Annotated in this window: 23 protein-coding genes; 11 read left to right on the top strand and 12 right to left on the bottom strand. The window is 73.7% G+C overall.

Going from position 1 to position 24,610, the window contains the following annotated elements; all coding sequences use genetic code 11:
• Window positions 1–115: 115 nt before the first annotated feature.
• Window positions 116–565 (bottom strand): SRPBCC family protein, encoded by a 450-nt coding sequence (locus ACZ4M5_RS16430; RefSeq protein ID WP_467737240.1) that lies wholly within the window; start codon window positions 563–565, stop codon window positions 116–118.
• 155 nt (window positions 566–720) lie between these two features.
• Here ACZ4M5_RS16430 and ACZ4M5_RS16425 point away from each other — a divergent pair, with 155 nt between their 5' ends.
• The 3 genes from ACZ4M5_RS16425 to ACZ4M5_RS16415 all read left to right on the top strand — a co-directional run bounded on the left by ACZ4M5_RS16425 (window position 721) and on the right by ACZ4M5_RS16415 (window position 2,141).
• Complete coding sequence (locus tag ACZ4M5_RS16425) at window positions 721–1,164, top strand: phage holin family protein (protein WP_467737238.1); 444 nt, start codon at window positions 721–723, stop codon at window positions 1,162–1,164.
• A complete protein-coding gene (locus ACZ4M5_RS16420; protein WP_467737236.1) occupies window positions 1,161–1,592 on the top strand; it encodes a DUF3618 domain-containing protein in 432 nt (143 codons plus the stop codon). Before ACZ4M5_RS16425 ends, ACZ4M5_RS16420 begins: the two co-directional genes overlap by 4 nt.
• Before the next feature lie 96 nt (window positions 1,593–1,688).
• A complete protein-coding gene (locus tag ACZ4M5_RS16415; protein ID WP_467737234.1) occupies window positions 1,689–2,141 on the top strand; it encodes a flavodoxin family protein in 453 nt (150 codons plus the stop codon).
• Window positions 2,142–2,147: 6 nt separating this feature from the next.
• On the opposite strand, the gene ACZ4M5_RS16410 is transcribed toward ACZ4M5_RS16415, so the two are convergent.
• Entirely contained in the window at window positions 2,148–3,398 is a 1,251-nt protein-coding gene (locus ACZ4M5_RS16410; protein WP_467737233.1) for a YihY/virulence factor BrkB family protein, read from the bottom strand.
• Window positions 3,399–3,533: 135 nt separating this feature from the next.
• On the opposite strand from ACZ4M5_RS16410, the gene ACZ4M5_RS16405 reads away from it, so the two are divergent.
• From ACZ4M5_RS16405 to ACZ4M5_RS16395, 3 genes are all read left to right on the top strand, one after another.
• Window positions 3,534–4,166, top strand: coding sequence for a GNAT family N-acetyltransferase (locus ACZ4M5_RS16405; protein ID WP_467737231.1), 633 nt, complete (start codon window positions 3,534–3,536; stop codon window positions 4,164–4,166).
• Window positions 4,167–4,451: 285 nt separating this feature from the next.
• Window positions 4,452–6,494 carry a DUF1996 domain-containing protein gene (locus ACZ4M5_RS16400; RefSeq protein WP_467737229.1) on the top strand — a complete coding sequence of 681 codons (2,043 nt, stop codon included), beginning with the start codon at window positions 4,452–4,454 and terminating at the stop codon, window positions 6,492–6,494.
• Between the two features lie 178 nt (window positions 6,495–6,672).
• Complete coding sequence (locus tag ACZ4M5_RS16395; protein WP_467737227.1) at window positions 6,673–7,437, top strand: sulfite exporter TauE/SafE family protein; 765 nt, start codon at window positions 6,673–6,675, stop codon at window positions 7,435–7,437.
• A 3-nt stretch (window positions 7,438–7,440) separates the two neighbouring features.
• Here the strand turns inward: ACZ4M5_RS16395 and ACZ4M5_RS16390 are convergent, their stop codons facing one another.
• Window positions 7,441–9,684: an MMPL family transporter gene (locus ACZ4M5_RS16390; RefSeq protein WP_467737225.1), complete on the bottom strand. Its 2,244-nt coding sequence runs from the start codon at window positions 9,682–9,684 to the stop codon at window positions 7,441–7,443.
• A 281-nt stretch (window positions 9,685–9,965) separates the two neighbouring features.
• Window positions 9,966–10,787, bottom strand: coding sequence for a chitosanase (locus ACZ4M5_RS16385; protein ID WP_467737223.1), 822 nt, complete (start codon window positions 10,785–10,787; stop codon window positions 9,966–9,968).
• A gap of 273 nt (window positions 10,788–11,060) precedes the next feature.
• Between ACZ4M5_RS16385 and ACZ4M5_RS16380 the strand changes: the two genes are divergently transcribed.
• On the top strand, window positions 11,061–11,243 hold the full coding sequence (locus ACZ4M5_RS16380; protein WP_467737221.1) for a hypothetical protein: 183 nt from the start codon (window positions 11,061–11,063) through the stop codon (window positions 11,241–11,243).
• A gap of 111 nt (window positions 11,244–11,354) precedes the next feature.
• Window positions 11,355–13,487, top strand: coding sequence for a SpoIIE family protein phosphatase (locus ACZ4M5_RS16375; RefSeq protein ID WP_467737219.1), 2,133 nt, complete (start codon window positions 11,355–11,357; stop codon window positions 13,485–13,487).
• Here the strand turns inward: ACZ4M5_RS16375 and ACZ4M5_RS16370 are convergent, their stop codons facing one another.
• Window positions 13,488–16,034, bottom strand: a complete 2,547-nt coding sequence (locus ACZ4M5_RS16370; RefSeq protein WP_467737217.1) for a SpoIIE family protein phosphatase — start codon at window positions 16,032–16,034, stop codon at window positions 13,488–13,490.
• A gap of 147 nt (window positions 16,035–16,181) precedes the next feature.
• Here ACZ4M5_RS16370 and ACZ4M5_RS16365 point away from each other — a divergent pair, with 147 nt between their 5' ends.
• The gene (locus ACZ4M5_RS16365; RefSeq protein WP_467737215.1) at window positions 16,182–16,766 is read left to right on the top strand and encodes an AMIN-like domain-containing (lipo)protein; all 585 of its coding nucleotides are present in this window, start codon (window positions 16,182–16,184) and stop codon (window positions 16,764–16,766) included.
• 41 nt (window positions 16,767–16,807) lie between these two features.
• Here ACZ4M5_RS16365 and ACZ4M5_RS16360 read toward each other — a convergent pair whose 3' ends face one another.
• The 4 genes from ACZ4M5_RS16360 to ACZ4M5_RS16345 form a co-directional block, all read right to left on the bottom strand.
• On the bottom strand, window positions 16,808–17,893 hold the full coding sequence (locus tag ACZ4M5_RS16360; protein ID WP_467737213.1) for a GNAT family N-acetyltransferase: 1,086 nt from the start codon (window positions 17,891–17,893) through the stop codon (window positions 16,808–16,810).
• A 115-nt stretch (window positions 17,894–18,008) separates the two neighbouring features.
• Entirely contained in the window at window positions 18,009–18,407 is a 399-nt protein-coding gene (locus ACZ4M5_RS16355) for a hypothetical protein (protein WP_467737212.1), read from the bottom strand.
• A gap of 262 nt (window positions 18,408–18,669) precedes the next feature.
• Window positions 18,670–19,728, bottom strand: coding sequence for an LLM class flavin-dependent oxidoreductase (locus ACZ4M5_RS16350; protein WP_467737210.1), 1,059 nt, complete (start codon window positions 19,726–19,728; stop codon window positions 18,670–18,672).
• Window positions 19,728–20,234 (bottom strand): SRPBCC family protein, encoded by a 507-nt coding sequence (locus ACZ4M5_RS16345; RefSeq protein WP_467737208.1) that lies wholly within the window; start codon window positions 20,232–20,234, stop codon window positions 19,728–19,730. The genes ACZ4M5_RS16350 and ACZ4M5_RS16345 overlap by 1 nt, the downstream gene beginning before the upstream one ends.
• Before the next feature lie 312 nt (window positions 20,235–20,546).
• Here ACZ4M5_RS16345 and ACZ4M5_RS16340 point away from each other — a divergent pair, with 312 nt between their 5' ends.
• Window positions 20,547–21,899, top strand: coding sequence for a diacylglycerol/lipid kinase family protein (locus ACZ4M5_RS16340; protein ID WP_467737206.1), 1,353 nt, complete (start codon window positions 20,547–20,549; stop codon window positions 21,897–21,899).
• Window positions 21,900–22,323: 424 nt separating this feature from the next.
• Here ACZ4M5_RS16340 and ACZ4M5_RS16335 read toward each other — a convergent pair whose 3' ends face one another.
• From ACZ4M5_RS16335 to ACZ4M5_RS16325, 3 genes are all read right to left on the bottom strand, one after another.
• On the bottom strand, window positions 22,324–22,650 hold the full coding sequence (locus tag ACZ4M5_RS16335) for an antibiotic biosynthesis monooxygenase family protein (RefSeq protein WP_467737204.1): 327 nt from the start codon (window positions 22,648–22,650) through the stop codon (window positions 22,324–22,326).
• A 95-nt stretch (window positions 22,651–22,745) separates the two neighbouring features.
• Window positions 22,746–23,648, bottom strand: coding sequence for an SCO4651 family lipoprotein (locus ACZ4M5_RS16330; protein ID WP_467737202.1), 903 nt, complete (start codon window positions 23,646–23,648; stop codon window positions 22,746–22,748).
• Window positions 23,649–23,755: 107 nt separating this feature from the next.
• Entirely contained in the window at window positions 23,756–23,905 is a 150-nt protein-coding gene (locus ACZ4M5_RS16325; protein WP_369194282.1) for a hypothetical protein, read from the bottom strand.
• A 199-nt stretch (window positions 23,906–24,104) separates the two neighbouring features.
• Here ACZ4M5_RS16325 and ACZ4M5_RS16320 point away from each other — a divergent pair, with 199 nt between their 5' ends.
• Complete coding sequence (locus ACZ4M5_RS16320) at window positions 24,105–24,530, top strand: hypothetical protein (protein WP_467737199.1); 426 nt, start codon at window positions 24,105–24,107, stop codon at window positions 24,528–24,530.
• Window positions 24,531–24,610 lie beyond the last annotated feature (80 nt).

The raw sequence follows: 24,610 nt of genomic DNA, 5'->3' as shown, positions 1-24,610 counted from the left end.
GGGTTGTTGATGGGCTGGGGCGCGGCGCCCCGGGGGCCGGTGGCGGCACGCCGACGCGGCCGCCGCCCCCGTCGACGGGGGCGGCGGCCGCTTCGGCGTGCCGGGCGTCCTCGGTTCAGACCTCGCCGCGCCAGGCGCCGGTCTCCGTCCCGCGGGACTCCATGAACTCCTTGAAGCGGCGCAGGTCCCCGGAGACCTGCCGCTGCACGAAGCCGAGCTTGTCCCCGACCGTCTCGGCCAGGCCGTTGGGGTCGAAGTCCATCTGCAGCATGACCTTCGTCGTGTCGTCCTGGATCCGGTGGAAGGTCACCACACCGGCCTGCCTGGCCTCACCGTCGACGGTGGTCCAGGCGACGCGCTCGTCGGGGACCTGCTCCGTGATCTCCGCGTCGAACACCCGCTCCTGCCCGCCGACCTTCGTCACCCAGCGCGTGAGCGTGTCGCTGCGCTGCTCGATGCGCTCGACCCCGTCCATGAACTGGGGGAACGACTCGAACTGGGTCCACTGGTTGTACGCGGTGCGGACCGGAACGCGGACCTCGATGGATTCCTCTACCTGCGACAAGGCGAAAACCTTCCCTTCTCGTTCGGGCATGCCACCGCCGGGTACCGGAAATCGCGCCGGTCACTCATGCACATGGCGACTTTTGTCGTCGAGGTGTCCGTTCCGCCTCAGTCGGGGTACCCGGGGACCAAACCACAGACCGGGAGGTGAAAGCCATGGCGGACACGGACCACAGGGCCGCTGCCGCTCCCCGCGCGGGACACGCCCCCACGGCCGCCGACGAGCCCGTCGGCGAGCTGGTGCAGCGCGCCACGCAACAGCTGACGGAACTGGTGCGCGGAGAGATGCGCCTGGCCCAGGCGGAGATGACCGAGAAGGGCAAGCGCTTCGGCAAGGGCGGCGGCCTGTTCGGCGGAGCCGGCGTGCTCGGTTTCGTCACCTTGCAGGCCCTGGTCGCCACGGTGATCGCCGCCCTGGCGGTACCGCTGCCGGTGTGGGCGGCCGCGCTCATCGTCACCGCCGTCCTGGCCGTCGCCACAGGCCTGACGGCCCTGGCCGGGCGCAAGCAGGTGCAGAAGGCCACCCCGGCCACCCCGCAGCAGACCATCGACAGCGTCAAGGCCGATGTGGCCGAGATCAAGGAGAGTGCACAGCGATGACCCAGCCTCCGCACGACGAGCCCACCGCCAAGAGCCCGGAGGAGCTGCGCGAGCAGGTGGAGCGCACCCGGCACGAACTGGGTGACACCGTCCAGGCACTGGCGGACCGGACCGACGTGAAGACCCGTGCCCGCGAGAAGGCCGTGGAGGTCAAGGAGCAGGCCGGGACCAAGGCGCAGGAATGGCGCGGGCAGGCGATGGCCAAGGCCCAGCAGGTCGCCCACACGGTGGAGGAGAAGCTGCCCGAACCGGTGAAGCAGAAGGGCGCCGCGGCCGCCCAGGGCGCCCGGGAGAAGGCCGCGCAGGCCGAGCAGGTCTGGCAGGACAAGGCTCCGCAGCAGCTGCGTGACCGCAAGGCCGCCCTGCTGGCCGGCGCCGGTGCCGTGCTCGTCGCCTGCCTGCTGCTCCGCCGCCGCAGCCACGGCTGACCGGCGGCACTGCGGGCCTTCCCGCCCGGGTGCACACGACACGGGACCCCGTCACCGCTTGCGGTGGCGGGGTCCCGCGCGGCAGGGTCGTCTGCCGTGGCCACACTGCTGATCGTCCATCACACGCCGTCCCCCAACTGCCAGGCGCTGTTCGAGGCCGTCGTCTCCGGGGCGACGGCCCCCGAGATCGAGAACGTCCGGGTGGTGCGCGTGCCCGCGCTGTCCGCCACCGCCTCGGACGTCCTCGCCGCGGACGGCTGCCTGCTGGGCACCCCCGCGAACCTGGGGTACATGTCCGGCGCTCTCAAGCACTTCTTCGACCAGGTGTACTACCCGTGCCTGGACGCGACCCGCGGCCGGCCGTTCGGCTACTGGGTGCACGGCGGCAACGACGTCACCGGAGCCGTCCGCGGCGTCGAGTCGATCACCACCGGCCTCGGCTGGCGCCGTGCCGCCGAGGCCGTGACGGTGACCGGCGAACCGGACAGGGCGGATGTGGAGAGGTGCTGGGAACTGGGCGCGACGGTGGCTGCCGGGCTCACGGGCTGATCCCGCTCAGGTCTCATCCACCCGCCGCCGGTCCTGCTCGTCCCAGGCCCGGGTGTCGCGCGGCTGCGTGTACGGCTCGGCCTCCGGCGGATGCCCGCCCGCGATGGCCCGCTGCCGCATCGTCTCCGCGTCGAACTCCAGCCCCAGGAGGATCGCGAGGTTCGTGATCCACAGCCACACCAGGAAGACGATGACACCGGCCATCGTGCCGTAGGTCTTGTTGTACGAGGCGAAGTTGGCCACGTAGACGGCGAACCCGGCGGACGCGACCAGCCAGATGAACAGGGCGATGAGGCTGCCCGGCGTGATCCAGCGGAACCCCTTGACCTTGGCGTTCGGCGTCGCCCAGTACAGGAGCGCGATCATCGCCGTGACCAGCAGCACGAGCACGGGCCACTTCGCGATCGACCACACCGTCAGGGCGGTGTCACCGATGCCCAGTGCCGTGCCGGCCTGCCGCGCCACCCCGCCCGTGAACACCACGATCAGCGCGCTGATCACGGCCATCACCATCAGCACCACCGTCACGCCCACCCGCACCGGCAGCAGCTTCCACACCGGGCGGCCCTCGGGCATGTCGTAGACGGCGTTGGCCGAACGGATGAACGCGGCCACGTAGCCGGACGCCGACCACACGGCCAGGACCAGACCGACGATCGCCATCACGGAGCCGACGCCGGCGTTGCCCTGCAACTGCTCGACGGCCCGGGTGATGATGTCGCGCACCGAGCCCGGGGCGAGCTGCTGGACGTTGTCCATCACCTTGTCGGTGGTCGACTTCCCGGTGAGCCCCAGCGCCGACACCAGCACCAGCAGCGCCGGGAACAAGGCCAGCACGCCGTAGTACGTCAGCGCCGCCGCGCGGTCGGTCAGCTCGTCGTCCTTGAACTCGCGCAGGCTGCCCTTCAGCACCGCCACCCACGACTTGCGGGGCAGCTCACTGAGCGTGTCGGGCGCGGCGCGCTCCACCTCGGGCCCGGGTCCGGGCTCGTCCCGCGGCTCGGCGGAGTCGTCCCGGCGCTCGGCGCCGGGCTCCTTCGCGGCGGCGTCCCCGCGCTCGGCCCCGAAGGCCGGACGTGCGTCCTCCCGGGTGGCGGAGAGGGCGTCCCGGTGCCCGGGCCCGGCCTCCGGACGCGGCTGCGCCTCCTGGGTGGACGGCCGGTTCCCCTCCGCCACGGACCCCGGGCGCGGGTCCTCGGACGGCGGGTCCTGGCTGTCCTGGCGTTCTTTCCGGCCCGGTATATGCAGCTTCACCATGTGATGCGGGTAACCCCGGCCCGTCTCCTTAAGCCGGGTCGGGCGCCGCGAGACCCGGACGGGTCGGCCCGGCGAGCCGTGCCCCTCGCCGATCCGGGGTTGAGGGAGCGCTCCCACAGCGGGCACGATGCCGCCATGACCCCGCCCCCCGCCATCCGCCCGTACCGCTCCGAGGACCGGGCGGCCCTCGACGACATCTGCGTGCGCACCGCCCACAACGGCCAGGACAGCCGCCCGCACTACACGGACCCCGCCGTCTTCCCGGCCGCGTTCGCGGCCCCCTACGTCCATCTGGAGCCGGAGCTCGCCTTCGTCCTGGACGACGGCCGGGGGCAGGCGGTGGGATACATCCTCGGCGCCGCCGACACCCCGCGCTTCGCCGAGAGGTTCCGCACCGAGTGGCTGCCCCTGGTCGCGGACCGCCACCCGGAACCACCGCAGCCGCCCCGCACCCCGGACGAGGTGATCGCGGGGCTGCTGCACGATCCCGAACGGATGGTCCTGCCCGAACTCGCGGAATACCCCGCCCACCTGCACATCGACCTGCTGCCCGAGTGGCAGGGCCGCGGTCATGGCCGCCGCCTGATGCGCACCCTCCTCTCGGCCCTGCGCGACAGGGGGGTGCCCGCCGTCCACCTGGCCATGGCGACCGCCAACGTCCGGGCCCGGCCCTTCTACGACCGGATGGGCTTCCATGAACTGGACGTGGCCGACCCCGGTGCGGCCACCTTCCTCGGCCGCGGCACCCGGGAACCCGACCGGTTCTGACGAAGAGGAACCGCGCCCGGCCCGGCCCGCCCCACCTGCGCATCCCTCGCCCGGCGAGGTGCCGGGCGGGGCCCGAGTGCCCGGTGCTTCCTGAGAGTTCGGCGAAAATCCCCGAGGCGGCTGAACACACGCGCGCCCCCGTACGTATGGGGCGAGGGGATATTCATGTCCGGCAGCCACAAGCGCAGGAGAGCACCCTTGGGACGCAACACGCGAAGACGCCCTACCGGCCCACGACGCGCGACCTTCGCCGCATTCGCACTGATCCTGGGCGGAGGCGGTCTGATGGCCGCGAACGTCTACGCCTCCGCCACGGACGGCTTCACGGGCGATGACCCCGCCCGGACGCGGTCCGCCGCGGGGATCAACGGGGGCGCCACGATCGACTGCCCGGACGTCGGCACCAAGCTGACCTCGGTCCCCGAGCAGGCCCGGGAGGAGGTCGACAAGGAACTGGCGGCGCTGGACCAGCAGATCGCCAAGGCCTACCAGCAGTTGAGCGAATCGGCCCGGCAGTTGCAGCAGGACGCCGGGTTCGCCGACAACGCGATCATGAACCCGCTCAAGGAGAAGCGGGGCGCGACGCTCGAGCGCATCGCCGTCGCCATCGACCGCGTCGGGGACCGCCCCGAAGGCCTCGCGGACCTGGCCGCCTGCACCGTACGCGAGTCCGGCAACCAGGCCCCGGCACAGGGCGAGGGCCAGGACGGCGGCGACCGGCAAGACGGCCAGGAGCAGAACCAGGGCGGCCAGGAGCAGGGCGACGGGCAGGGCGCCAACGGCGGTCAGGCCGGCAACGGCCCCGTCGCGGCCGACTTCGCCGACATCAAGAAGGTCCAGCCGAACGTGAACGACCCGCGCCCGGAGGGCAACGCCTCCCGCGGCTCCTTCGCGACCAGCTGCGGCGTGAACGAGAACGGCCTGTTCAACTCGGACAACATCATCGCCGCGCCGGGCGTCACGAACGGCGCCCACCACTTCCACGACTACGTGGGCAACCAGGCCAACAACGCCTTCGCCAGCGACCAGGACCTCGCCGCCGCCGGGACCACCTGCGACGACCAGGGCGACAAGTCCTCCTACTACTGGCCCGTGCTGCGCCTGCAGAACGGCACCCAGGAACAGGACGCGCAGAAGCCGGGCGGCGGCATCGAGGGCAACGCCGGCGAGATCGTGACGCCGAAGCAGGTCACGCTGAACTTCGTGGGCAACCCGCGCGAGAAGGTGACGGCCATGCCGCGCCTGCTGCGCATCATCACGGGCGACGCCAAGTCGTTCGTCAACGGCCCCGCGAACGCCAACGCGTCCTGGAGCTGCACGGGCTTCGAGGACCGGCAGCTGAAGGACAAGTACCCGCTGTGCCCGCAGGGCAGTGACGTGGTGCGCACGTTCAAGTTCCAGAGCTGCTGGGACGGCCGCAACATCGACAGCGCCAACCACCGCACCCACGTGGCGTTCGCGGACGCCGCGGGCGCCTGCCCGTCCGGCTTCCGCGCGATCCCGCAGCTCGTCCAGCGCATCGTCTACGACGTCGACGCGCCCAGCCTGCAGGACGGCGGCCGCACGACCCCGCTGTTCGCGGTGGACTCCTTCCCGGAGCAGCTGCACAAGCCGGTCACCGACCACGGCGACTTCATCAACATCTTCGACGAGAAGCTGATGGGGGAGATGGTCGACTGCATCAACGAGGGCCGCACGTGCGGCGCCGGCGCGGGCGGCGGACAGGAACCGGCACCGAGCGAGGAGCCGACGAAGGAGCCGACGAAGGAACCTCAGGCGCCGCAGGAGCCGACCAAGACGCCCGAGGCCCCGCAGGACCAGCCGACCGGGACCCCGGACGCTCCGCAGGGCGGCGACGACGGCGGCAAGCCGGCCGACGAGCCCGGCGGTGACCAGGGCGACGACGGCAAGGGCGGCAAGGGCGACGCCGACGGCGGCAAGGGCGGTGAAGACGGCGGCAAGGGCGGTGACGACGGTGGCGACGGCGACGCGTCGGAGCCCCCGGCGGACGAGCCGGCTCCCGGACAGGAGCCCGATGACGCCACGACGGCCCCCGGCAAGGCCGAGCCCGAGGTGAAGGCGACCGACGCCGGCGAGCAGGACGGCGGCGCGGGCAAGGACGAGGACACCGAGGGCCTCGGCGACGGCCAGGCCGTCGGCACGGCCACGAGTGCCCCGCCGACCCCGGCGGCTGCGTCGCAGACCGAGCCGCAGGCGGCCGGCGGAGGCGGCCTGGCCGACACCGGCGCCCAGCTGTGGCCGGCCGCGGCCGGCGCCGTCCTGGTCATCGCGGGCTTCGTCGTCCTGCGACGGGGGCGGCGGGCCTAGGGACTGTCCCTCATCGGACGGAGACGGCGGTGGGTCCTTCCCCAGGACGGATCCCACCGCCGTTCCTCGTGCCGGGGGGCGGACGAGGCGGGCACCCTTCGACGGCCGCCGAACCACCCGCCGTCTAGCGTGGCCCCATGAACCTCACCTGGATCGGCCCGTGCGGCGGAGCTGCGGCGTGAGCCCCTGGGAGATGGTGGCCGTGTTCGCCGCCGGGACGGGCGCCGGCGCCGTCAACGCCGTCGTCGGGTCGGGCACGCTGATCACCTTCCCGGTCCTGCTCGCGGTGGGACTGCCGCCGGTCACCGCCACGGTCTCCAACGGCCTGGGCCTGGTCCCCGGTTCGCTCAGCGCGGTGATCGGCTACCGCGAGGAACTGCGCGGCCAGGGCCGCCGAGCCCTGCTGCTCGCCGTCGGCGCCGCGCTGGGCGGGCTCACCGGAGCGGTGCTGCTGCTGACCCTCCCGGCATCGGCGTTCGAGCGGATCGTCCCGGTCCTGGTGGGGCTCGCCCTGGTCCTGGTCGCCTGCCAGCCCTGGATCGCCGAACGGGTCCGCCGCCGTCGCCGGGCGGGAGGCCCGGCCCGCCGGGACGGCGGACCGCTGCTGTTCTGCGGTCTGACCCTCGCCAGTGTCTACGGCGGCTACTTCTCCGCCGCGCAGGGCATCGTCTACGTCGCGCTGATGGGCATCCTGCTCGACGACACCCTCCAGCGCCTCAACGCGGTGAAGAACGTCCTGGCGGCCGTCGTCAGCACCGTCGCCGCCCTGCTCTTCCTCTTCTTCGCGGACTTCGACTGGACGGCCGTCTGCCTCATCGCCGTCGGCTCGGCCCTCGGGGGCCTCATCGGGGCCAGGGCGGGCCGCCACTTCAGCCCGGCGGTCCTGCGCACGCTGATCGTGTCGGTCGGCACGCTGGCCCTGGCCCATCTGTTGCTGCACTGACTCTCACCGCGCCGTACGCGCCCCGCCTCCCTCGGCGTCGATGTGCGGCAGGACCCGGTCCAGCCAACGCGGGATCCACCAGGCGTGGCGGCCCAGCAGGGTCATGACGGCCGGGACCATCAGCAGGCGCACGACGGTCGCGTCGATGAGGACGCTGACGGCGAGGCCCAGCCCGAGCATCTTGACCACGATGTTGTCGCTGAGGAGGAACGCGGCGAACACGCTCGCCATGATCAGCGCGGCGCAGGTGATGACCCTGGCCGTGATCTCCAGGGCGTGCGCCACCGAGCCCTTGGCGTCCCCGGTGCGCAGCCAGGCCTCGTGGACGCGCGACAGCAGGAAGATCTCGTAGTCCATGCTGAGACCGAAGACGATGGCGAACATCATCATCGGCACATAGCTCTCGATGGGCACCTTGCCGTGGACCCCGAGCGCGGAACCTCCCCAGCCCCACTGGAAGACCGCGACGACCACCCCGTACGACGCGGCGATCGACAGCACGTTCAGGACGGCCGCCTTGACGGCGACGAGCAGTCCACGGAACACGGCCAGGATGATCAGGAACGCCAGACCCACCACGACCGCGATGATCACGGGCAGTTGGGAGGCGACGATGTCACGGAAGTCGACCTGGGTCGCCGTCGTACCGGTGACGTACCCCTTGGCGTCCGTGCCCTGGACGACGTCCGGCAGGGTGTCGTCGACGAGACGGTTGGTCAGGTCGGTGGTCCTGGCGTTCTGCGGGGAGACGGTCGAGTAGACCGTGCCGATCAGGAGGTCGCCGTCCTGGGTGGGCGTCAGCGGGGTGACGACGGCCGCGCCCTGGACCTGGTCGAGCGACTGCTGGGCCTTCGAGGCCAGGCCGGAGCGTTGTGACTGGGGCACGTTCGTCTGGTCGACGACGACCGTGAGCGGGCCGTTCGAGCCGGGCCCGAAGGCGTCGGACATCAGGTCGTAGGCGCGTCGGTCCGTGAAGGAGGTCGGGTCGGCGCCGTCACCGATGTGCCCGAGCTGGAGGGAGAGCACCGGGATCGCGAGGATCACGACCACGGCGACACCCGCCGACAGGAACGACAGCGGCCTGCGCTCCACCCGCTGCGCGTACCGGTGCCAGGTGCCCTGTGGCGTGTCACCGGCCCCGGCCTCGGTCTCGGCGACGGGCGGCCGCACGTGCCAGCGGTCGATGTGCCGGCCGATGAGGCCGAGCAGGGCCGGCACCAGGGTGAGCGCGCCGACGACGGCCGAGACGACGGTGACGGCGGCGGCGACACCGAGCAGGGAGATGAAGGAGACCCCGGACGCCGACAGGCCCGCCAGCGCGATGATCACCGTGCAGCCGGAGACGAGGACGGCGTGGCCGCTGGTGCTCGCGGCCTGGCCGGCCGCCCGCACCGGGTCCATGCCGTCGATGAGGTTCTGCCGGTGCCGGGTGAGCATGAACAGGGCGTAGTCGATGCCGACACCGAGGCCGATCATCGTGGCCAGAGTCGGTGAGACCGTCGCGAAGGTGAAGGCGGCCGCCAGCAGCCCCAGGATGGCGAGCCCGCCGACGACGCTGATCAGCGCGCTCAGCAGCGGGACGACGGCGGCGATGACACTGCCGAACCCGACCAGCAGCACGATGACCGCGACGCCGAAACCGATCAGCTCGCTCACCCGGTCGTCGGCGGAGGGCCGGGCGAGCTCGCCGAGCGGTCCGCCGTACTCGACCTCCGCGCCGGCCGACCGCAACGGCTGCACGGCGGTGTCGACACCGTTCAGGTAGTCGTCGCCGAGTGTGGAGGGCTGCACGTCGAAGCGGACGGTGACGTAGGCCGTCTTCTTGTCGTCCGACAGCGGCCCCACGTTCTGCTGACCGCTCGGCGTGGCCGGTGCGGACAGCGGGTTCTGCGCGGACAGCACGTGCGGGAGCTTCTCCAGATCGGCGATCGTCGTCGACATCGGGGAGCTCAGCGCGGTCAGCGGCTGCCGGTCGTCGCGCAGCACGATCTGGCTGCTGTAGCCCCCGGCCTGGGGATCGTGCGCCTTCAGCACGTCCAGACCCTTCTGGGCCTGCGCCTGGGGCAGGCTGAAGTCGTCGGAGTACTGTCCCCCCACTGCACGGCTGGCGACCTGGAGCGCCACCAGTGCCACCAGCCAGGCGATGATGACGATCACGAAGTGGCGTGCGCACCACTCGCCCAGCCGTCGCAGCACACCGCCCCGCGCGGCCTTCTGGTCCCCTCCACCGGTACGGCTGTGCGGCATGGACGTCGTCTCCTGTGTCGCCGGGAGGTCGGTGCGTCCATTAGATGGGGGCGGGAACACTCCGGCCTTTCCGGCACGCGGACGCCGCTGGACCCCGGGTGCCCGTTCCCCCGAAAGGCCCGCGCCCGTGCAGGCGCGCCCCGCGAGCCCACGGCCCCCGAGGACGGCACCGGTCAGACGGCCGTGGCGCAGGCACCGGCCACCGGTGCACGGGTGGTGCCCGCCCGGGAAGAAGTCCACCTCCGCGCCTGCTCGGTGGACCGCCTCCCGGGCCGGGCGCGTCAGCCGATGTGATAGCTGTCGCCGTACACCTTCCAGTCCAGCGGCGTGTTCAGATCGAGGTTGCGCCGGTTCAGGAAGACCCGCTGGGCCGTGTCGACGCGGCTCGTGTCGCTGTGCGCCTCCTCCTGCTTCATGGCCCACACGCGTGCGTCCAGGAACGCGTGGAGGTAGGTCACCTCGTCACCGCCCTGCGCCGGCGGCTTCGCCGTCCGCAGGGCCCGCTTGCGGATGTTGCGGAAGCTCGTGGGGTCGCCCCCGTCGCCGTGCATGACGATGGCGTCGTAGTAGGCGAACTGGCCGAGCACCCGCAGTCCGTCGGTCTTGCCCTGGCGGACCGCGGGGCCGAAGTACACCCGGTCGCGTTCGTCGTCCTGCGCCCGCTGGAAGGCGGTGTCCCCGGCCGCGCGGCGCCAGTCGCCGGGGAAGCCCGGGTCGAGTCCGTCGTGCGAGTCGGAGCCGTCGACCGCGCGCAGCGCGGGCAGGTAGCGGGCGAGGACGTTGACGGGCGTGCGGGCGGTGTAGAGCTCGACGAGGTCGAGCATGTCGCCGGTGCCGGAGCAGAAGCCGATGATGCCGGCGGTGTAGCCGCGGCCGTCCCCGATGTCCTCGATGTAGCGGTACTGCGCCCGCCAGTCGAGCGAGGAGTTCTCCGCGCTCGACACGAGCCGCATGGCGATCTCCTTCTTCGCCGGGTCGTCGAGTCCGATGGCGCTCACGGACGCCGAGGCGTGGTCCGGCCTCAGGAACGGGGCGGCCGCGAGGGCCGCCCCGAACAGGGCCAGCACGGTCCGGCGCGTCGCCGGGGTCGAGGCGTGTGTCACGGGGCCTCCAAGCAGAGTGGGGGGTGGGGAGAGCGGGCCGTGCAGACTGATAGGAAGGTTTCCTATCATTGCGAGGGTCGTCGGCGGAACGCCCGGGACGAAAATTCGTACGGTCGAACAACCGCGCGCGGCCCGGGAGTCGGCGCCCGACGCACACCGCGGCCCGCCCTCCCCATGGCTCCTCGCCCCGCGGAACCATCCGCCCCTCCCGCACGTCAACTCTGTGCCCGGAGAGGGCCGATCGCGGGAGCATCGCGGGAGAGGGGAATCGCCGTGGACGAGGCGACGTCGCAGCAGGGGAGCGAGGCGGAGGCCGCCGCGCGCAAGGCCCGGTTCGGGGCTCTGCCGGACCCGGTGCGCAGGGAGGACCTGGTCGAGGAGCGGGCGGCGACCGCGCCGGACCCCGATCGCACCGCGTACAACCAGGACGAATGGCTCGTGCGCTACTGCCTGTGAAGTGACCCGGCGGGCGGCCCGCTTCCGCCCGTGCCGCCCGTGCCGCTTCTGCCTCGGACGTGCTCATGAGGCCCGTGAGGCGTAGCGTCCGGGTAGGAGCGGGAGGACACCATGCCCGGGAGCAACGAGCCGCCCACAGGCGCCGGGTCGCTGGACGACGCCCTCGGGGCGGCCCTGGCCGACACCGTGCGCGGCACGGGTGCGTCGATCGGCGGTCTCTACCTGGTCGAGGACGGCGAACCCGTGCTGCGCCTGGTGGCGTTGTGCGGCCTCCCGCTGGAGTTCAGCGCCCCCTGGCAGCGGCTGCCGCTGTCCGCGCCCGTCCCGGTCGCCGACGCGATCCACGACGACCGGCTCGTGTGGATCGAGAGCCAGGCCGACATGGCCCGCCGCTACCCCCGGGCCGCCGCCGCACTGCCCTACCCGTTCGCCCTGGCCGCGGCACCGCTGTCCGGCGTGCGGCGACGCTGGGGCGGCATCGTGCTCATGTGGCCCGCCGGACGGCCGCGCCGGGTCACCCCCCGCGAACACGGCCACATCGTCTCCAGCGCCCGCCGCACGGCCCGCCTGCTGGACGACGCCACCGAGCCGCCCGGCCTGCCCGACCGGCCGCGTGTCGTGCCGGTGGACGCCGCCCACCATCCCGTGCAGACCGGCCTGGCCGCGGCCGACTACCTCGAACGCCTCCCCGAGGGCGGCCTCTCCCTCGACCTGGAGGGCCGCATCACCTTCGCCACCGGCTCCGCCGCCCGCCTGCTCGGCCGCCCCGTCGACCGGCTGCTGGGCACGCGGCCCTGGCACTCGCTTCCCTGGCTGGACGAACCGCTCCACGAGGACCACTACCGCACGGCGATGGTCAGCCGCATGCCCGTCACGTTCACCGCGCTGCGCCCGCCCGACCAGCCGCTGACCTTCCAGCTCTACCCCGACAACAGCGGCATCAGCGTGCGGGTCGTCCCGGGCGGCGAGCCGGCCGGCGCCGCGCAGCCCCCCGCGGCCCGGCCCTCGACGCAGGCCTCCGCGGGACGCCTGCACCAGCTGGTGCACCTGGCCGCCGCGCTCACCGAGGCCGTCACCGTGCGCGACGTGGTCGCGCTGATCACCCACCAGATCCTGCCCGCCTTCGGAGCCCAGGGCCTGGTCCTGTCCGCCGCCGACGCGGGACGGCTGAAGATCACCGGCTACCACGGCTACCCGGCCGAGGCCGTGGAGCGGCTCGACGCCCTGGCCCTGGACACCGACCTCACCCCCGCCGGGCAGGTCCTCGCCAGCGGCACACCCGCCTTCTTCGCGCACCCGTCCGAGATGGCCGCCAGTTATCCCGGAGCACCGCAGATCAGCGGCAAACAGGCCTGGGCGTTCCTCCCGCTGGTCATCTCCGGCCGCCCGGTGGGCTGCTGCATCCTGTCCTACGAGCAGCCGCACCACTTCACCGCCGAGGAACGCGCCGTCCTCACCTCCCTCTCCGGCCTCATCGCCCAGGCGCTCGACCGGGCCCGCCTCTACGACGCCAAACACCGTCTCGTCGGCGAACTCCAGCGCGCCCTGCTGCCCCGGGCCCTGCCCCGGCTCGCCCACCTGGACGTGGCCGCCCGCTACCTGCCCGCCGGGCACGGCATCGAGGTCGGCGGCGACTTCTTCGACGTGCTGCGCCTGAACGAGACGACCGCCGCCGCCGTCATCGGCGACGTGGAGGGCCACAGCGTGGCCGCCGCCGCCCTGATGGGCCAGGTCCGTATCGCCATCCACGCCCACGCCACGGCCGGCGCCGCCCCCGACGAGGTCCTCGCCCGCACCAACCGCCTCCTGGCCGACCTGGACTCGGAACTGCTCGTCTCCTGCCTCTACGCCCATCTCGACCTGGCCCGCCACCAGGTGGCCTTCGCCAGCGCGGGGCACGTACCCCCGCTGCTGCGCCCCGCCGACGGCCCCGCCGCCGTCCTCGACGTCGAGCCCGGGCCGCTGCTGGGCATCGACACCGGCGTCCGCTACCCGGTCACCAGGGCGCCGCTGCATCCCGGCACCACCCTCGTGCTGTACACCGACGGCCTCGTCGAACTCCCCGGAACCGACACCACCCGGGCCACCGCCGACCTGGCCGGGCGTCTGCACGCCGGGGACACCCGGAACCTCGAGGGCACGGCCGACCGGCTCGTCCACCGCACGGCGGGCACCGGGCCGTACACCGACGACGTCACCGTGCTCCTGCTGCGCGCCACGCACACCGGCGAGGGCCGGCGCTGATCAGCGGTAGGCCGTCAGGAGCAGCGCCACGTCGTCGGGCCGCTCCCGGGCGCGCCGGGACGTGCTCATCAGCCGGTCGGCCAGGTGCTCGACCGAGTCCGCCGGGGTGTCGGACAGGCAGCGGCGGACGGTGTCGATGCCCGTCTCGATGTCGCTCCCGGGCCGCTCCACGAGCCCGTCGGTGTACAGGGCCAGCACACTGCCCGGGGCGAGGGTCAGCTCGGTGACCGGGTACACCGCGGCGGGCTCCACGCCGAGCATGACGCCCCCCGCGAGGTGCAGCGTCTCGCTCCGGCCGTCACCGTGGCGCAGCAGCGGCGGCGGGTGCCCGGCCCGTACGGCCAGGGCGCGTCCGGTGCGCGGGTCCAGTTCGACGTAGCAGCAGGTGGCGAAGGCGTCCGCCTCCAGCTCGGCCAGCAGCCGGTTGGTGTGGGTGATGACCTCCTGCGGGGGGCGTCCGCTGGCCGCGAAGGCGTGCACGGCGCTGCGCAGCTGGCCCATCACCGCGGCGGCGCCGACGCTGTGCCCCTCGACGTCCCCGATGACCAGCGCCACCCCCCGTTCGGTGGTGATCACGTCGTACCAGTCGCCGCCGATGGCCATGCCCTGGGTGCCGGGCAGGTAGCGGCCGGCGGTGCGCAGCCCCTCCACCGTGGGCAGCCGGTGCGGCAGCAACCCCTCCTGGAGGCCGCGGGCGACGGCGGACTCGGCGTCGTACAGCCGCGCCCGCTCCATCGCCTGGGCGGTGAGTCCGCTGAGGGCGGTGAGGGCGGACCGTTCGTCGGGGGTGAAGCGGTGCGGGGTGTCCCAGCCGAGGATGCAGGAGCCGACGGGGTGCCCGGAGGCGATCAGCGGCAGGAACGACCAGGCGTGCATCCGGTCCAGGACGATGCCCGGGTAGGCCAGCGACAGGTCCTGCGGTGACTCGAAGAACAGCGGGAGCCGGGTGGTCAGGGCGTGGACGCCGGGGAGTTGCGTGTCGAGGGTGACGCCCTCGAAGGGGGTGAGGAAGCCTTCCGGATAACCGGACTCCCACAGCAGGTACATGCGGCCCTCGTGCATCGTGTACAGGGCCAGTTCGCGTGCCCCGAAGGCGGGCAGCAGCTGCTCGGCCACCGCCCGGCACACGTCCCGCACGGTGACCGCCTCGGTGAGGACGCTGGCCATCTGCACCACGTGGTAGAGCGCTCCGGCGCGGGCTCCGACGGCGGGCTCCGGGGGCGGCGCCGAGCCGGCCGCGCGGTCCGCCCCGGCCGGCGCTCCGGACGGGCCGGCCCCGACCGGAGCGTCCGTGGGGTGGATCCGGCCGGTCAGGCCGTGCACGTCGGGGTACAGCACGAAACTCAGCCAGGTGCCGTCGGGGGGCCGCACCAGGAAGGACACCTGCTCCTGGGAGAACATCGCCGCGCGGTAGCGGTCCTCGTAGGCGGGGTCCCGCAGCCAGGTGATGACGCCCCAGGGGTGGCGGCCCAGCAGTTCCTCCCGGCCGCAGCCGAGCAGTTCCTCGCAGCGGCGGTTGGCGTAGGTGAGCCGGCCCTCCTGGTCCAGGGAGAACAGCCCGTCGGGCAGCCGTTCGGCGGCCTCGGCGGCCGTCAGCCCGCCCACGGCGTCCACCAGGGCCCCCACCAGCATCCCGGCCGAACCCCCCTCGACGACATGGCCCCACAGCTCGACGGGCCGGTAGCCGGCCGTCTCCCGGCCGGGGGAAGACTCCCGCACCCGGAAACGCCGGTTCCTGACCCGTCCCGTCGTCAGCGCGTCCGTCCGGCAGGCCCGCAGTTCGCGCACGTCGTCCGGGCTGATCCGGGCCTCGACCTCCGCGATGGTCTCGCCGAAGCCCGACCTGGGGATGCCGAGCAGGGCCAGCGCCTCCTCGTCCGCCGTGCACCGGCCGCTGTCCAGGTGCCAGTCCAGCAGCCCGACACGGACGGGGTGGAGGGAGGAGGTGGGCAGTCGCACTCCGAGCGGCTCGCCGTCGTACTCGACGCCGGGCGCTGCCGGTGCGCCGCGGGTGCTCACCGGGCGGCCGAGGTTGTCCTCCACGGCCCGGCGGGCGGGTTCCAGTGCCGCGGCCACCGACTCCGGGTCCAGGGGCGCGCGGGCCGCCGACCGCAGCACGACCAGCACGCCCACCGTCTCGCCCCCCGCGTGGACGGGCTGGTAGGCGGATCCGAAGGAGTAGGGCAGGCCCGCGGTGAAGTGCGGGAAGCGCACCATGGTGGCCCGCTCGTCGGGCAGCCACAGGACCTCGTCGCGCCGGTAGGCCTCCGCCATCGGCAGCGCGCCGCCCACCGGCACCCGCCACCAGCTCCTGAGCAGCGAGCGCGGCACACCGGCGACCATCGCCAGTACCAGCGAGCGCCGGTCGCACGAGCGCAGGTAGACCAGCCCGCCGTAGCCCCCGAGGTCCCGTACCGCCTCGGTCAGCGGGCTCGTCAAGGCGTCCTCGAACGGGTTCGTGCCGGCGGGCCCGGCCCGGCCGCCGGCCTCGTCGGGGCTTCGGCCAGGGGGTGACCACGGCCCGTCCGGAGCGGCTGCCTCATCCATGTCGCGTCCTCCCGGTACGGACGCCCGGGACATCCATCGCTTCCCCCAGGATGTGCCATCCTCGGCGCTCCGGCGCGGCAAGTACAACCTTTCGGCCGGGTGGGCCGTCTCATCGGTATCACCAGCACGCAAGCCCGGGGGGCGGCAATGGTACGTATCAGAACAGCATGTGCGACTCTCGCGATCGTGGGGGCCACGGTGGGTGTGGCGGCGGTTCCCGCCGCTGCCGCACCGGTGGCGGCCCGCACCGCCACGACCGCGTCCTGCCCGACCGGCTGGGGCAGCCTCGCCAAGTCCGCGGCCACCACCGAGGTGGCACCGGTCAGGGACATCCGCACCGGCCGGCACGACTGCTACGACCGGATGGTCGTCGACGTGCCCGGCGCGGGCAGCGGCGTCGGCTACACGGTCCAGTACGTCGACGCCCTCTACCAGGACGGATCCGGCCGCCACATCCCCGTGGCCGGCGGTGCGGTCCTGGAGGTGCGCGTCGGCGCCCCGGCCTACGACCCCGAGACGGGCGCCGCCACCTACCCCGGGCGGGTGGCGCGTCCGCTGCCGGGCGTGGACCTCACCGGCTACCGCACCTTCCGTGACACGCGGTACGCGGGCAGCTTCGAGGGGGAGACCCAGATCGGCCTCGGCGTCCGCGCCCGGCTGCCGTTCCGGGTGCTGCAGCTGGACGGCCGCATCGTCGTGGACGTCGCCCACAGCTGGACCGCCACGCGCTGAGGACGGGGGCGCCCGGACCGGCCACGTCCGGGCGCCCGCGCTCAGCGGTCGCGCAGCCGGCCCAGTTCCTCCAGGGTCCGGGCGGCCGCGCCGGCCAGCCGCGGCCGGTTGCGCACGAAGCGGCGGGCCGCCCGGGCCGGTTCCCGGCCCAGCCAGTGCACGGCCCCGCCCGGCACCGGACGCACCACCGCTCCCTCGTACACCCGCAGATCGCGGGTCTTGAGCGACTCCTTGTAGCGGGCCGGGCCGCTGCCCAGGTCGACCGTCTCCACACCGTCGGCCGCCGCGGCCCGCACCATGCGCAGCTGCAGCACCAGACCGGGGGAGTACCGCGCGTAGGCGCGGTCGTAGGCCGGGAACCACCACGACAGCACCGTGCGCGAGCGCAGACCGAAGTGCGCGGCCACGGGCCGGCCCCCCGCGTACAGCACGGACAGCACGCCCCGGCACTCCCGGTCCTCGCTCTCGCCGAGCAGGCCCACCAGCCGGGTGATCCACTCCTGCGCGAAGCGGTCCCGCCGGCCCGTGCGCCGGTACTGCGCCGACTTCCACGCCATCAGCGCCCGCAGCGCCCGCGGATCCCGGGAGTCGTGGACGAACCGCACCTCGCCGACCCGCCGGTCCAGCCTGCGCTCCTTGGCCAGGGTCTGTTTGAGGAACCCCGGAGACCTCGCCCGGAGCCCCTCTGCGTACCGCTCGTAGCCCTCGCCGAGGTCGACGACGGGCGAGGCGAGCTCCTCGGCCGCGTACGGCTCGAACCAGCCCTGACCGGCTTCGAGGTTGTCGAACTCCCACGAGGACAGCCCGCACACCCGCAGCAGCCGACGGGCGTCCGGCCGGACACCGGGCCGCACCACCGCGCCCTGACTGTCCGACACCCCCAGCCCGATGGCCCGTCCCCGGCCCAACGGCCCCCTCTCGTACGGGAAGTAGCCCACCGGCGAGCCGTCCTCCAGCAGGACCGCCACTCTGGCCCCGGGCCTGACCCGTCCCACCGCCAGCGTGAACACCGGGTCGAGGAAGGGGTTGGCCGGGGCACCCGACTCGGTACGGATCTCCCGCCACATCTTCACGTCGTCCGGGCCGAGTTCGTCCGGCCGCAGAACGACAACGCGCTTTCCGGGCATCACTGCCTCCTGTGTCATCGGCGTGGGGACACACGAAGGCCTGCACATCACCGCGATCGGGTACCGGGGCAGTACTCGGGCCGCACGGCGCAGGCGCCTGTCGGTACCGCCGCTCTCAGCAGCGGAACGCCCGCAGTTCGACGGCGCGAGGAGGCGTCGCGGCCGTCCCCGGAGCCCGTGCCGGTCCCGTGGCGCGGACATCCGCGCCGTCCCGGACCGCTCCGGCGGCCGCGGCCGCCGGAGCCTGCGCGCCGGCCGCGCCCGCGGTACGCGGCGTGCGCGCGAGGAGGCGCCGCAGCGAGGGGTCCCCGTCGCACGGGCACGACTCCCCCGCCGCCTCGGCCCCGGAGTCGGAAACCGGACCGGTCACCGCCGTTTCCGCGACCGCGGAGGCCGTGACGGGTGCGGAGACCGTGACGGCCGCGGACCCGTCGTCCGCCGGCCCGGGTGCGAGCAGAGGCAGCAGGAGCAGGCACGCCATCAGGCACAGCACCGCCGCCCGTCGTCCCCGCACGTCGCCCCCCTGCCCTGCGCGCCGGGGGAGGAAGACCAGCGGGCCCGTCCTTGAGCACCTGCGCCGGACCGGCCCCCCGGACACGGCCGGCCGCGGCTTCCAGTAGGTCCGAGCCCGGCCCGCCCCGTCAAGCCCCGGCCGGCTGTTCGCCCTTCTCCGCCTGCCGCCACCGCGAGCGGACCACGGCGGCGGACGACGGCGGCGGACCACAGCGGCGGACGACGAGCCGGTCCGGCACCTGCCACGAGGCAGGGGGCCCGGGTCAGCCCGTGCCGTCGACCTCCCGGACCAGTTCGATCGCCCTGCCGAGCGTGGCGAGCCGGGCGTCGAGCGTCTCGCCGGCGGGATAGAGGCGGACCGTGTCCACACCGGCGTCGCGCCACACGCGCAGCCGGCGCCGGACCATCTCCTCGGTGCCGATGAGCGTGGTGGCCAGCACCATCTCGTCCGTCACGAGCGCCGAGGCCCCGTCCCGGTCGCCCGCCTGCCAGCGCGCACGGACCTCCGCGGCGACCTCGGCCCAGCCCTGGCGACTGTAGGCGCGGTTGTAGAAGTTGGTGGACGCCGAGCCCATGCCGCCGAGGCTGAAGGCGAGTTCCCTCTTCCGGCCGGCGACCATGGCGGCCAGGGCCTCCTCGTCCGGGGCGAACGCCACCTCGGCGCCCTGGCACACGTCGAACCCGGCCCGGTCCCGCCCCGCGGCGGACAACCCCTCCTCCAGCGGCGTGAAGTAGGCCTCCGCGGCTCCCTCGGGCACGAAACTGGTGCCGAGCCAGCCGTCCGCGACCTGCCCGGTCAGCCGCAGCATGGCGGGCGAGAGCGCGGCCAGGTACACGGGCACGGGGTGCTCGGCCCGCAGGGACAGCCGCATCGGCACCGCCTCCCCACCGGGCAGCGGGATCGTGAACTCCGAGCCGCTGTGCGCGACTTTGCCGCCCGCGACCACCTGCCGGACGATCTCCACCGTCTCGCGCACCCGGGCCACGGGCCGGGCGAACGGCACCCCGTGCAGCCCCTCCATGACCTGCGGCCCGGACGGCCCGAGCCCCAGCAGGAAGCGCCCGCCGGAGAGGTTGGAGAGGGTGACGGCGGTCTGCGCCAACGCGACCGGTGTGCGCGTGCCGACCTGCATCACGCCCGAGCCGAGCAGCATCCGCCGGGTGTGCGCGGCGTAGTAGCCCAGTGCGGAGGGGGCGTCCGAACCCCAGGCCTCGGCCACCCAGCAGATGTCGAGGCCGAGCTTCTCGGCCTCGACGACGAAGTCGGCCTGCCGTGACCAGGAGCCGAACCCGGACGCCTCCACGGTCGTCGCCGTGCGCATCACGCCTCCGCCCGTCGCTTGATGTGCTCCAGCGTGGCGGTCATGCCCCGCTCGAACTCCCGCAGCCGCACGAAGACGATCTTCTGCTCTTTGTCGGGCATCGCGTCGATGGCGAAGGAGAGCCCGGAGCGGCCGGGCCCCATCCGCATCCACTGGGACAGATCCGTGCCGCCGTTGCCGGGCCGCAGGCAGAACCGCCACAGTGCGCTGGGTTCGGCGGGCTCCCCGACCGCCCAGGCGAACTCCCGCCCGGCATCGCACGCGACGACGGTGGAGGTGGTCTCCCACTCGCCGAACCGCTCGTGCCTGCTGCGGCCGACGAACCGGGCCCCCACGGCAGGGCCGGTGGCCCCGTCGGCCCAGCGCGCCGACAGCAGCTCCGCGCTCATCTCCGGCATCAGCGTCACGTCCGACACCACCTCCCACACCCGGCCCGGCGGGGCGTCGATCCAGGTCGCCACCTCCACCGTCGGCTGATCCGCGTATCGCGCACCCGTCCACTCCATCGCGCGGCGGCCTCCTCGCCATCGATATCTGTGAGCTGCAGAGTTGCGTAATGAGACTGACGGGTCGAGAGGGCGGGTCCGGGCAGCGGGCTCCGATGCCGGCCGACGTGTCCCGCCGCGCGGATCGATGTCGTGCGGGCCGCGTACGCTACGGGTGGCTCCGCTCCCGAGGATCTTCACGGCCGACCGGCCCAGCGGCGGGGGAGTCGTGAGCGACGACGGCGGCCGAGCCGGCGCGTCGGCGGGCACCGAGGTCGCGGCCGGGCGCGATCCACCGGTCCGCCCGCGCCCGGCCTTCGAGCGGAGGACGAGATGGGAACGGCGACGAGCGAGCGGCAGCACCGCCGGCAGCGATGGGCCGCGAGGGCGGCCCTGGCCGCGGCCGCCCTCGCGGTGCTGCTGCCCCTCGTCGCGGGCGGGCTGGGCGGACTGCTGCTGCTCGCGGCCGGCGTGGCCGGGCTGGGCCTGACCGCCGCCGCGCTCTGGTGGGTGCTGTCCCGGCGCGGTGTGCTCCGCGTGGCGGCCGGCGCGCTGGCCGTCGTCGCCCCGGTCGCCCTGCTCACCCTCTTCGCCGCGGCGAACCTGCTCTGGGTGGTGTTCGTGTCCCTGCTGCTGTGGTCCGGCGCGGTGTGGAGCGGGCGGTACGCGCTGCGCAGCACCGGTCTGCGGGCGGTGCGCGTCAAGGAGTACCGGACACCTCCGCCCAAGCGGCCCTTCCTGCTGCTCAACCCGCGTTCCGGCGGCGGCAAGGTGGAGCGGTTCCAGCTCAGGGAGAAGGCGGAGGCGCTGGGCGCCCGGGTCGTCCTGCTCGACCCGGACCAGCAGCAGGACGTCACCGCCCTGGCCCGCGCCGCCGTGGCCGACGGAGCCGACCTGCTGGGGGTCGCGGGTGGTGACGGCACCCAGGCCCTGGTCGCCGCCGTGGCGGTGGAGCACGGCCTGCCCTTCCTCGTCATCGCGGCCGGCACCCGCAACCACTTCGCCATGGACCTCGGCCTGGACCGCGACGACCCCGCCACCTGCCTGGACGCCCTCACCGACGGCGTGGAACTCCGCGTCGACCTCGGCTTCGCCGACGACCGGCCCTTCGTCAACAACGCGTCCTTCGGCGTGTACGGGGCCGTCGTGCAGAGCCCCGGCTACCGCGAGGGCAAGGTGGGCGCCGCCCTGGAGCGGCTGCCCGATCTGCTCACCCGGCAGAGCGGCCCCCGCCTGACCGCCCGGGCCGACGGCACGACCATCGCCGACCCGCAGGCCGTCCTGGTGAGCAACAACGCCTACCGCATGGACGATCCCTTCGGCTTCGGCCGCCGCGAACGACTCGACTCCGGTCGGCTCGGCGTGCTCGCCGTCCGCGTGGACAGCGCCGTGGAGGCCGCCGAACTGCTGCTCTCCCCGCGGCCGGAGGGGCTGACGGTGCTGACCGCCCAGCACGTCGTGGTGGAGGCCGACGAACCGCACCTGGAGGTCGGCCTCGACGGCGAGGCGCTCACCCTGCCCTCGCCCGTCCATTGCCGCATCGCCCGGCGTGCCCTGCGTGTACGCGTGCCCCGCGACCGGCCCGGGGTGCCCGAGGCGCCGCCGCGCCTGGACTGGCGACGGCTGCGCAAACTGGCCGCCGCCGTGGGCCGCACGGCGGCCCCCAGCCGGGCCCGCCGGGACTGACTGACGCCGTAACGGCGGCGACCGACACCGCGCCGGTGGCGACTGACCCCCGCGCCGGTGGCGCCTGCTGCCGCGCCCGCCGTGTCGGTGGCGACTGACGCTGCGCCGGTGGTGCCAGATGCCGTGCCGGTGGCGCCTGATGCCGTGCCCGCCGTGTCGGTGGCGACTGACGCCGCGGCCGTCGGGCGTGGCCCCCGCGCCCGCCGGGACTGGCCCCCACCCCCCGCGCCCGTGGCGACGGACGCCCCGCCGGTCACTCGCGAGGGCGCCGCGCCATCGGTCGCGAAGGCCCCGCCGTCCCGCCCGGGCGCTGCCGAGCCGTCACGCGCAAGCGCTCCCGCACCCTCACGCACGAAGTCCCCCGTGCCGTCCGGCACGGGGGACCTCGGGGGACGGGGGGCCGTCGTCAGGCCGCCGTCGCGGCTCAGGCGGTCTTCGGGCCCGCCTGCTGCACGACCTCGAAGGACCACAGGGTCGATCCGCTCGCCGCGGGCCTGGGTCGCTCGCCACCCTCACCGCCGCCCTGGTGCGCCGTCTTCATGGGCCCCTCCATCCACGCCTGGAAGGACGCCTCGTCCCGCCAGCGCGTGTAGACGAGGTAGGTGTCGGTGCCCTCCACGGGCCTGAGCAGCTCGAACCACTCGAACCCGTCGGAGTTCTCCACGGCGTGCGCGCGGGAGGCGAAGCGCTTCTCCAGCGTCTCCCGCTGCTCGGCCGGCACGGTCAGCACGTTGATCTTGACTACGCTCATGGCCCCATCCTGCCCCATGAGCCGCCCGCGGCAGTCGACGGAGGCGCTCACGTCCGCCTCGGCCCGCCCCGGACGGCGTGCGGGCGGGGCCTGGATCAGCTCTGCTTCCCGCCCTGCGTCCCGCTCTGCTTCCCGCTCTGCTTCAGGATCTTGCCGGTCATGTCGGTGACCTGCCCGGCCGGCGGCGCGTCCGCCTCCACCTCCGTGCCGAAGTCGGTGAAGTCCATGACCGTGCGCACGGTGAACCGCTGCGGAGCGGACGAGGATTCCGAGGACGAGCCCTCCTTCGACTGCGCCGGCGCCTTGACGGTCATGTCGATCTGCTGCCGCCGCATCCGGCCCTCGTCGTCGAGCCACACGTCCATCGGCAGGGTGGGGCCGACCTGCTTGCGCAGCGTCTCGCCGTTGGGCAGCTCGGCGACGTCGACGGTGACGCGGTAGCGGGTCGTGCGCACACCGTCGATCGTCTCCGTGCCCTTCCTGGTCACGTCCTTGTCGGTGATCGCCTTGGCGTACGCCGCCGACTGCGCGGGATCGCTCACGGAGCCGTCGCCGGCGCCCTGCTGCGCGGCGACCTTACCGATGTCGATCTTGACCCAGGGCTTGCCGCCGGGCGCCTGGCCCTTCGGCATCTTCTGGTACAGGATCCGGTCGATCACCCGCTGCTCGATCCGCTGACCCTGCACGGTGACGGTCATGACGCTGTCGCCGTCCTCCAGGTCGACGGCGCCCTGCCCGTTCGCCGTCTCCGAGCGGCCCTCCGCGGAGGTCTGCACGCGCAGCCTGACCTTGGCGGTGTCCTCCTCGGCCGTCCTGTCGTAGGCCGAGCGCACCGCCTGCGTGCCCTGCTCCTCGGCCCCGGCGCTCGTCTTCGCCGAGGAGGCCCCCGCCTCGTCCTTCGCGTCGCCGTCGTTGCCGCAGCCGACCAGCACCGTGCCCGCCAGGACACCGGCGATCCCTAAGGCGCAGAGCCTCCTGCCGTTGCCTGCCCCGACCATGGAACCAGCTCCTCTCAGGTGTGTGACGCCACCCAAGTGCCCAAGCCGGGCGCCAACACACCTACGAGTGCGAAGAGTTGCTCGTCGGGACGAACGTGACGTCCGGGTCAGTGCCCGCGGCCCCGCAGCTTGCCGAGCAGACGCTGGGCCTGCGCCCGCTTGCGGGGGTCGGCGGCGGCCCGCCGCGCCTGCTCCACGGCCCTGCGGCCCTGCGGGCTGCGGGCGAAGTCCTTGATGCGGTTGAGCATTCCGGCCATGACGCACCTTCCTCGGTGTTCGGTCTTCGGGTGTACGGACGTTCCGGTGTTCCGGTGTTCCGGTGTTCCGGTGTCGCGGTGTTCCGTTGTGAGTCCGTAGCCCGACTACCCCCGTCCAGCGGAACTCAGGCACCCGTTGGCCCGGCCGGCGCGCGACCGAACGGGTTTGGTCCGGGAGACAGAGGCAAGGCGGTGTCACATGACTGAAGACAAGCGCACGAATCAGAAGGCGACCACGACGCGGACGGCCGAGTCCAAGGCCCGAAGCGCGACGGACAAGGCGACCGCGCCGGCGTCCCAGGCCGCGAAGCGTGCGGCTGGCAAGGCCGGTGACGCCACGTCAGCGGCCAAGGCGGGCGCCGAGCGCACGGCCGAGACGACGAAGGCGGCGGCGCAGACCGCGGCCAAGTCCGTCGAGGCCGGGCGTCAGGCGGTCGTGACGGCCTCCGGTCATGTCGCCGCCACGGCGAAGACGGCCTGGACGGTCATCGCCCACCGCAAGCTCGTCGCCGCGGGTGTCGGAGCCGGCCTCACCGTGCTGAGCGCGGCCTCCTACGCCGTGGGCCGCCGCGCGGAGCGCGGGGCGCACGGGCCGCTCACCCGGCTCACCGGCGGGCGGATCTGAGCGTGGCCGGCACGTACGGCGTGCCGGCCACGAGGGACACAGGCGGCGCGGCGCGTCACCGGGCCATCCGGGGACCCGTA

The sequence above is a fragment of the Streptomyces sp. NPDC026246 genome, assembly GCF_055567995.1.
Note: the sequence above shows the minus strand (reverse complement) of the source record. Positions and strands in the feature narration are given on the sequence as shown.

Excerpts from the sequence above, each read along its gene's own strand:
- ACZ4M5_RS16425 (WP_467737238.1), top strand. The coding sequence starts at position 721 with ATGGCGGACACGGACCACAGGGCCGCTGCCGCTCCCCGCGCGGGACAC.
- ACZ4M5_RS16420 (WP_467737236.1), top strand. The coding sequence starts at position 1,161 with ATGACCCAGCCTCCGCACGACGAGCCCACCGCCAAGAGCCCGGAGGAG.
- ACZ4M5_RS16410 (WP_467737233.1), bottom strand. The coding sequence starts at position 3,398 with ATGGTGAAGCTGCATATACCGGGCCGGAAAGAACGCCAGGACAGCCAG.
- ACZ4M5_RS16405 (WP_467737231.1), top strand. The coding sequence starts at position 3,534 with ATGACCCCGCCCCCCGCCATCCGCCCGTACCGCTCCGAGGACCGGGCG.
- ACZ4M5_RS16400 (WP_467737229.1), top strand. The coding sequence starts at position 4,452 with ATGGCCGCGAACGTCTACGCCTCCGCCACGGACGGCTTCACGGGCGAT.
- ACZ4M5_RS16390 (WP_467737225.1), bottom strand. The coding sequence starts at position 9,684 with ATGCCGCACAGCCGTACCGGTGGAGGGGACCAGAAGGCCGCGCGGGGC.
- ACZ4M5_RS16375 (WP_467737219.1), top strand. The coding sequence starts at position 11,355 with ATGCCCGGGAGCAACGAGCCGCCCACAGGCGCCGGGTCGCTGGACGAC.
- ACZ4M5_RS16370 (WP_467737217.1), bottom strand. The coding sequence starts at position 16,034 with ATGGATGAGGCAGCCGCTCCGGACGGGCCGTGGTCACCCCCTGGCCGA.
- ACZ4M5_RS16365 (WP_467737215.1), top strand. The coding sequence starts at position 16,182 with ATGGTACGTATCAGAACAGCATGTGCGACTCTCGCGATCGTGGGGGCC.
- ACZ4M5_RS16360 (WP_467737213.1), bottom strand. The coding sequence starts at position 17,893 with ATGCCCGGAAAGCGCGTTGTCGTTCTGCGGCCGGACGAACTCGGCCCG.
- ACZ4M5_RS16350 (WP_467737210.1), bottom strand. The coding sequence starts at position 19,728 with ATGCGCACGGCGACGACCGTGGAGGCGTCCGGGTTCGGCTCCTGGTCA.
- ACZ4M5_RS16345 (WP_467737208.1), bottom strand. The coding sequence starts at position 20,234 with ATGGAGTGGACGGGTGCGCGATACGCGGATCAGCCGACGGTGGAGGTG.
- ACZ4M5_RS16340 (WP_467737206.1), top strand. The coding sequence starts at position 20,547 with ATGGGAACGGCGACGAGCGAGCGGCAGCACCGCCGGCAGCGATGGGCC.
- ACZ4M5_RS16335 (WP_467737204.1), bottom strand. The coding sequence starts at position 22,650 with ATGAGCGTAGTCAAGATCAACGTGCTGACCGTGCCGGCCGAGCAGCGG.
- ACZ4M5_RS16330 (WP_467737202.1), bottom strand. The coding sequence starts at position 23,648 with ATGGTCGGGGCAGGCAACGGCAGGAGGCTCTGCGCCTTAGGGATCGCC.
- ACZ4M5_RS16325 (WP_369194282.1), bottom strand. The coding sequence starts at position 23,905 with ATGGCCGGAATGCTCAACCGCATCAAGGACTTCGCCCGCAGCCCGCAG.
- ACZ4M5_RS16320 (WP_467737199.1), top strand. The coding sequence starts at position 24,105 with ATGACTGAAGACAAGCGCACGAATCAGAAGGCGACCACGACGCGGACG.